This is a genomic window from Caballeronia sp. (assembly GCF_049581465.1).
In the GTDB taxonomy this organism is placed as follows: domain Bacteria; phylum Pseudomonadota; class Gammaproteobacteria; order Burkholderiales; family Burkholderiaceae; genus Caballeronia.
This window is the reverse complement of the sequence record NZ_JBAUSA010000408.1, coordinates 1-5,467: the sequence shown is the minus strand read 5'-3', so window position 1 is coordinate 5,467 and position 5,467 is coordinate 1. Positions and strand designations below refer to the sequence as shown.

Genomic DNA, 5,467 nt, shown 5'->3' with positions numbered 1-5,467 from the left:
GGCTCAAACCGCGCGGACCGTCGGCACCCACGGCAATGGTCTTCGCGAGCGTCATCTGGTCCAGGTCGATCACACCGACACCCGCCGTCTCGCTCGTTACGTAAGCGGTCGGCCCCGCCGCCAGCGTCAGGCTGGCGCCGAGCGTCGTCACGGATGCGAGCGCCAGGTGCGCCACCGCTTTCTTCAAATGCATGGTCGTCTCCGCTTTAGTTCTTCGTTCGATGATCATCGCCGAGCCGTTCGATGCCTTCGAGCAGGGTCGGTGCAAAGGCCAACTTAGCTCATCGAACGGTGTCTTGACAATGGATCGAGGCGGGAGAATCTCCCGAAAGCAGCGCGGGTGTTTTCCACACGCGATGCGAACGCCGAATCAGCGAGTCGCGTCGGGGTCGTCTCCAAGACGATCGACCAGCGCCTTGATACCGCGCTGCCACGATAAATCGGTGTTGCCGCGAATATCGACGGAACGCTGGAACACGGCTTTTCCCGTTGCGACGTCCTCAACGCGCAGATTGATATTGATGATCAAGTTGCTGACTTTTTGCACCCAGCACACGCCGACGCGCTCAACGCCGAGTTTGCGTCCGACCTGCAGCTCGCAGCCGTTGCACGCGTTCATGTCCTGCGCACGCCCAAGTTGCGCAATCAAGCCGCTCGCGGGTGCGTTATCGGCGACGCGAAAAAGCTGGCGGTCACGCAACTGGGCGCGCAGATCATCGCTGATCAGGCTGACCCGAGCCTGCTGCGCGCGGTTGGTATCGGCGTCGTTGTAGGAGGCGTTATCGTCGATCAGCGTGCAGTCGATCACAGCAATGGATCGCGGAGCAGCCTGTGCCTGCGGTCCGGCAGTTCCAGCGACGAGACACAGTGCGACGTTGCGCAGGACACGCAATCTACGCCGCGGCCTTGAACGTAAGCCTCTCAACCCCCAGGAAGGCAAGAATCGCCATGTAAGCAGCAGCAACGCAAGCAGCGCGGGACACCAGTTAAGGTTAGTCGCGGCCGGCTCCCGATGCATCAACTGCGGATCGAGCATGGCGCGGGTCAACGCTTGCGCCCCAACCAGCCGCTGATACTTAAAACCAATACGTGACGCCACCGACGCGAGGTACTCCCCTCGCAGTTCCGACAACTCCTCGTGGCTTTCCGCGGTGGCCGGCTTGCCTGGTACGGTCGGGACCTGGATCACTTCGTCGGCGCTCCAGAATCCCACCCTGTTGCCGTTGGCATCGGTCTTTGGAATGTTGGCGGGCTGGTCCCCGCCAACTCCAATAAGCCAGCCATGAACCTTCTCGCTGGCCAACTCGCGTACCCGATCATTCGACGGCAACACAGGAGGCGCTTCCTGGCCGTCGGTCACGAAGATCACCGAGGTATCCGGCCCGACTTCGTGCGCTGTTCGCACCGCCGAGTAGATGCCGCCCTCGGCCACGCGGCTCCAGTTTGTCCAGCGCATGCGCCCATCGATCTCCTTGAGCGACGACAGCAGCGTGTCGAAATTGCCGCACACTTCAATGGGCAGCATCAGCAGCAAGGTGCGCTGTCCGGTAAACACACTCCATCCGACCTTCGATCCGCACGGCAATTCCCCTAACGTTTCGCGCATGGCGGCACGGGCGAATTCAAGCCGGCTAGATGGCGCATCGCTTGAACCAACGTCCTCGGTGTCCATGCTTTGCGTAATGTCGAAGGTGACGATATAGCGCGCGGTATCGCGGGGCAAAGTGACGGGTGGCATCGCAAGCGCTACGACCAGCAGCAGCAGCGCGAGCACAAGCGGCCATTGTTGCCGGTCGAAAAAATGTCGCGCAAGATGTCGCGCAAGTGGAGCGATTTTCATGGCAAATCCTCGGCCTGAGCGCCCCGCAACTTGATGTCGTGCTGCTCCTTGACATCGGGCTCGTCGGCGCTCTCTGTCTCCTCCGGTGCGAGCCACAACGCGCGCTCGAGGTTGTAGCGCGCGTCCCAGTCGTCGGGCGTAACACGCAGCAACTGGCGGTATCGTTGCTTTGCCTGTTCCAGTAGCGGCAACGATTTGACAGGACCGGGATTTCCCTCCCCCGTGGCCTGACGTACATACATGTTACCGAGGTCGAAAAGCGCCGCATGCGCCAGGTCGCCGCTGGCGTCGTCCTGTATCAGCGCATCGTAGAGTTTCTGTGCGTCAGCGTAAGCGCCCGCTTTCGATAGCGCCATCGCACGGGCCAATCGAGCCTCCGTTTCATCGGGTACATCGGGCAGACTGGACGCCGCGCCGGTCACGCTGCCTGCGTCGGCGACAGCCTGGCGCACCTCTTCAGCATACTTCATACGTAGTCCGTCATACGTCGCGACGGCCGCGCAACCCAGCGCAACAAGTCCAAACGCGATGTGAGCCCAGGAGCGTCTCATGCCCAACTCCTGACCTGAACCAGATGCAGGGCGAGCAGCAAAGCGCAGAAGATCAGCGCGGCCGCGAAGCAATAAGGACTGCGGTCCTGCCGCGGCAACTGCTCGACAAACGACACCGGATATTTTTGCTGCCGGTTGATGTCGGCCATGGCGGCGGCCATCGCGTCGGCATCGCTTGCCTGATAGAGGTGATACGGGGACTTCAACGTCATAAAAAACCGGTGCAGCTCGGCCTCGTCGGAGGTATCGTTAGCGGCGACCGCCCGCAGATCAGGGCTATATACGCCACTGCGCAAGTAGATGAAGTACAGGTCGATCTGATTGCGGGCGAGCCCTTCTTCTATCTCGCGACGCGCTTGTGGATCGAGCCTTGCGCCGCCGTCGGAGACAAGTACGATCACCCGGCGGCTGTCGTAGCGACGTCCGTCAAATTGTCCGATCGCCGCGCGCAAACCGCGATTGAGCTGCGTGTCCGCCATGCCGCGGCCAATGCCTGTTCCAGCTATCGCAGCCTGAATGATTTGATGATTCGCCGTGAAGTGAATGACCGGTATAGGGCTGATGCTGAACATCATGAACGCGAGCCGGTCGTTCGGACGATCATCGACGAAACGGGCTATTGCCCGACGTGCGACTTCATTCTTCGACATGCTCCGCGAGTCGATAGGCTGGCGTCCCATCGCGTCATCCATGCTGGAACTTCGGTCCATCAGGATGAGAATTTCGGCACCGGCGCCGGTGCGCAGAACCTGGAGATTGGAACGTCCCGGGCCTGCAAGACCGATGACTATGCCAAGTATCGCCAGCACGGCGCAGCCTCGCCATAACATGCCGACCGCGCGTCCGAGCCGGTCGACCGACAGCCATCCGATATGCGAAAATCTCAGCGTATCGCCGCGTCGGCGCAGCAACGGAAGAAGTGCGAGCGGCATTAAAACCAGCGCCCAAGGATGAACGAAGTCGATAGGCAAGGTCATCGCTGCTGGCGCCTTTCCGCACGATAAAGCGCGCGGCTTAAGTCGAGCAAGGGGAAGCTTGTATCGGCTGAATGTGAAGCAAAGAAACGCTCGCCTGAGTGCTGGTAGAAGCGTTCGAGTTGCGGCTGCAGCGCTTGCAAATGCGGCGCTCTTGCAAGCAAGCCCGGCAGCGAACCGGCGTGCACGACCTGCCCCGCCGTCTCGTTTAGCGCACGGTGCAGACACAGCCACCCGTGTGCGTTTTTATCGGGTTGGGATAACGTTAACCGCTGTATCTCGATGTACGCCCGCGCGAACGGCAAGCGCGCCGCTTCGCGTGTGTTACGCCATTTCCACCAGCCGAACCACGCGGCAAGCGTCAGCGTGAGCAACCCAAACGCCCAAATGGTCTGCCGGCGCAGCGGCGCAATGGCGGGCAACGGTGCTTGCCGGTCAGGACGCAGCGGCTGAAGGTCGCCCATGCCAAATGCCGTCCGCGGCGTTAGCGGACTCACGCTTACCGGCCATTCGGGCACGTGTAGCGACGCCAGTGTCAGAGCAGGGAGAGCAATGGTTGTGAGCGTTTGCGGCGCGTTCGTGATCTGGTAGTCGACGACCATCCATCGGCGACCTTCCACATCCGTTTCAATGCGCGGATTGCGGCGCTCGAACCAAATGCCGATACGCCCCGTCGATGGCATCGGGAGGGTGCTCACAATGTCGTTGCTGAATGGGAGAAGGATGCGCTGCGAAAGCACGTCGCCGATCGTGTGGCCGAATGCGCGCGGCTGCTCGACGGTGGCCGGTGCAGGCGCCGCCCTTGCGGCAGGCGTCATGCTTAGGATTACTGCCGTGATAGCGAAAATTAGAAGACGCGCGAACAGGCTCATGCGACCGCTTCCAGGAAGTATCGCGACAACGCTTCGGCGTAGAATGCGCCCTGAACGAAGAACGGCCGTATGCCGCGTTTATCGAAAAGCTGCTTGATTTCGGCACGCCGCTGCACGACGGCATCTCGCCAATCCCGACGTGTTTTATCCCGCAGCCACAATGTTCGGCGCTCACCTGTTTCAGCGTCGTCGACGGCGAGCAGCGCGCCATGCTCCGGCGGTTCGACTTCCGCGTGATCCCATACAACCATTGGGATGACATAGGCATGGGTCAACGTATCGAGTATCTTCGGCAGCCGTTTCAGCGGCCAATGAAAATCCGAGACAATAAAGATAATTCCCTGCCGCCCGGCGAGTTTTGCGACCGATTGTTCCAGCCCATCAATGCCTCCCGCCACGCCGGGCGACCTCGCGACATCGCGCAAAGTGGCCTCCATCACGTCACCGACACCCTGACCATGGCGCGCCGGTGAATAGAGTTCTTCGCGCTCGGCGGCATCGAACGCGAGCATGCCGACCTGATCGCCTGCACGGAACGCGCTGTAACCCAGCGCAGCCACAAAATCCGCCGCAACGTCGAGCTTGGATTTGAGCCGCCCGAAGCGCATCGACGCTGATACATCGATCACTACATAGACCGGTACGGCGACGCGTTGCAGATGAACGCGAACGAGCCATTCGGCGGGAATAGCCCGCAAGCTCGCGCGTAAATCAACACGGCGTGGATCTGGATGATCGAAAAGACGCGCATGCATGGCGAATGCCTGACCCGCGCCGAAGCTCGAACCGGGATGCGATCCGGGCCGCGCACCGCCGGCGCGCATTGGCAGCCGGTAGTGAAATTCTGGCATTGCGCTCAATGTAGTCATGATATTAAGGCACCGCGACTCTCGCCATGATCTGCGCAATCAGCGCTTCCGCCAGTTCCTGGCGGCGCAGTTCATAGATTGGCGTAAAGAACACGCGATGCCCGAGCGCGGGCAGCAATACAGCGTGAATATCTTCTGGCACCAAATGCGAGCGCCCGGCGAGCCACGCGACCACCCGAGCCGCGCGCAGGAGCGCGCTCATGCCGCGCGGACTCGCACCAACGAGGATGAGCCGCTCCATGTCGACGCCTTCCAGCGCAATATCGAATTGCTGCGGGTTCTCGGTCGCGCGCCAGATGTCGAGCACGTAGCGCTCGATCGTCGGGCTGGCGCTCACGTTGCGTTGAATGCTCGCGCCGAT

At 61.3% G+C, this 5,467-nt stretch carries 6 protein-coding genes and 2 pseudogenes; all 8 read right to left on the bottom strand.

Going from position 1 to position 5,467, the window contains the following annotated elements:
- Positions 1-193: pseudogene (locus tag WCA53_RS10260) on the bottom strand (hypothetical protein); the annotation flags it as partial.
- A gap of 177 nt (positions 194-370) precedes the next feature.
- Positions 371-808 carry a DUF3280 domain-containing protein gene (locus tag WCA53_RS10255; RefSeq protein ID WP_423908713.1) on the bottom strand — a complete coding sequence of 146 codons (438 nt, stop codon included), beginning with the start codon at positions 806-808 and terminating at the stop codon, positions 371-373.
- 96 nt (positions 809-904) lie between these two features.
- Positions 905-1,738, bottom strand: a pseudogene (locus tag WCA53_RS10250) (MxaL protein); the annotation flags it as partial.
- 98 nt (positions 1,739-1,836) lie between these two features.
- Positions 1,837-2,391 (bottom strand): tetratricopeptide repeat protein, encoded by a 555-nt coding sequence (locus tag WCA53_RS10245; RefSeq protein WP_423908708.1) that lies wholly within the window; start codon positions 2,389-2,391, stop codon positions 1,837-1,839.
- Positions 2,388-3,368 (bottom strand): vWA domain-containing protein, encoded by a 981-nt coding sequence (locus WCA53_RS10240; RefSeq protein WP_423908705.1) that lies wholly within the window; start codon positions 3,366-3,368, stop codon positions 2,388-2,390. The genes WCA53_RS10245 and WCA53_RS10240 overlap by 4 nt, the downstream gene beginning before the upstream one ends.
- A complete protein-coding gene (locus tag WCA53_RS10235) occupies positions 3,365-4,237 on the bottom strand; it encodes a calcium incorporation protein MxaA (protein WP_423908703.1) in 873 nt (290 codons plus the stop codon). Before WCA53_RS10235 ends, WCA53_RS10240 begins: the two co-directional genes overlap by 4 nt.
- On the bottom strand, positions 4,234-5,097 hold the full coding sequence (locus tag WCA53_RS10230; RefSeq protein ID WP_423908711.1) for a DUF58 domain-containing protein: 864 nt from the start codon (positions 5,095-5,097) through the stop codon (positions 4,234-4,236). The genes WCA53_RS10235 and WCA53_RS10230 overlap by 4 nt, the downstream gene beginning before the upstream one ends.
- A gap of 13 nt (positions 5,098-5,110) precedes the next feature.
- On the bottom strand, positions 5,111-5,467 hold a 357-nt coding region (locus tag WCA53_RS10225; RefSeq protein ID WP_423908701.1), incomplete at its 5' end, for an AAA family ATPase.

Excerpts from the sequence above, each read along its gene's own strand:
- WCA53_RS10245 (WP_423908708.1), bottom strand. The coding sequence starts at position 2,391 with ATGAGACGCTCCTGGGCTCACATCGCGTTTGGACTTGTTGCGCTGGGT.
- WCA53_RS10240 (WP_423908705.1), bottom strand. The coding sequence starts at position 3,368 with ATGACCTTGCCTATCGACTTCGTTCATCCTTGGGCGCTGGTTTTAATG.
- WCA53_RS10235 (WP_423908703.1), bottom strand. The coding sequence starts at position 4,237 with ATGAGCCTGTTCGCGCGTCTTCTAATTTTCGCTATCACGGCAGTAATC.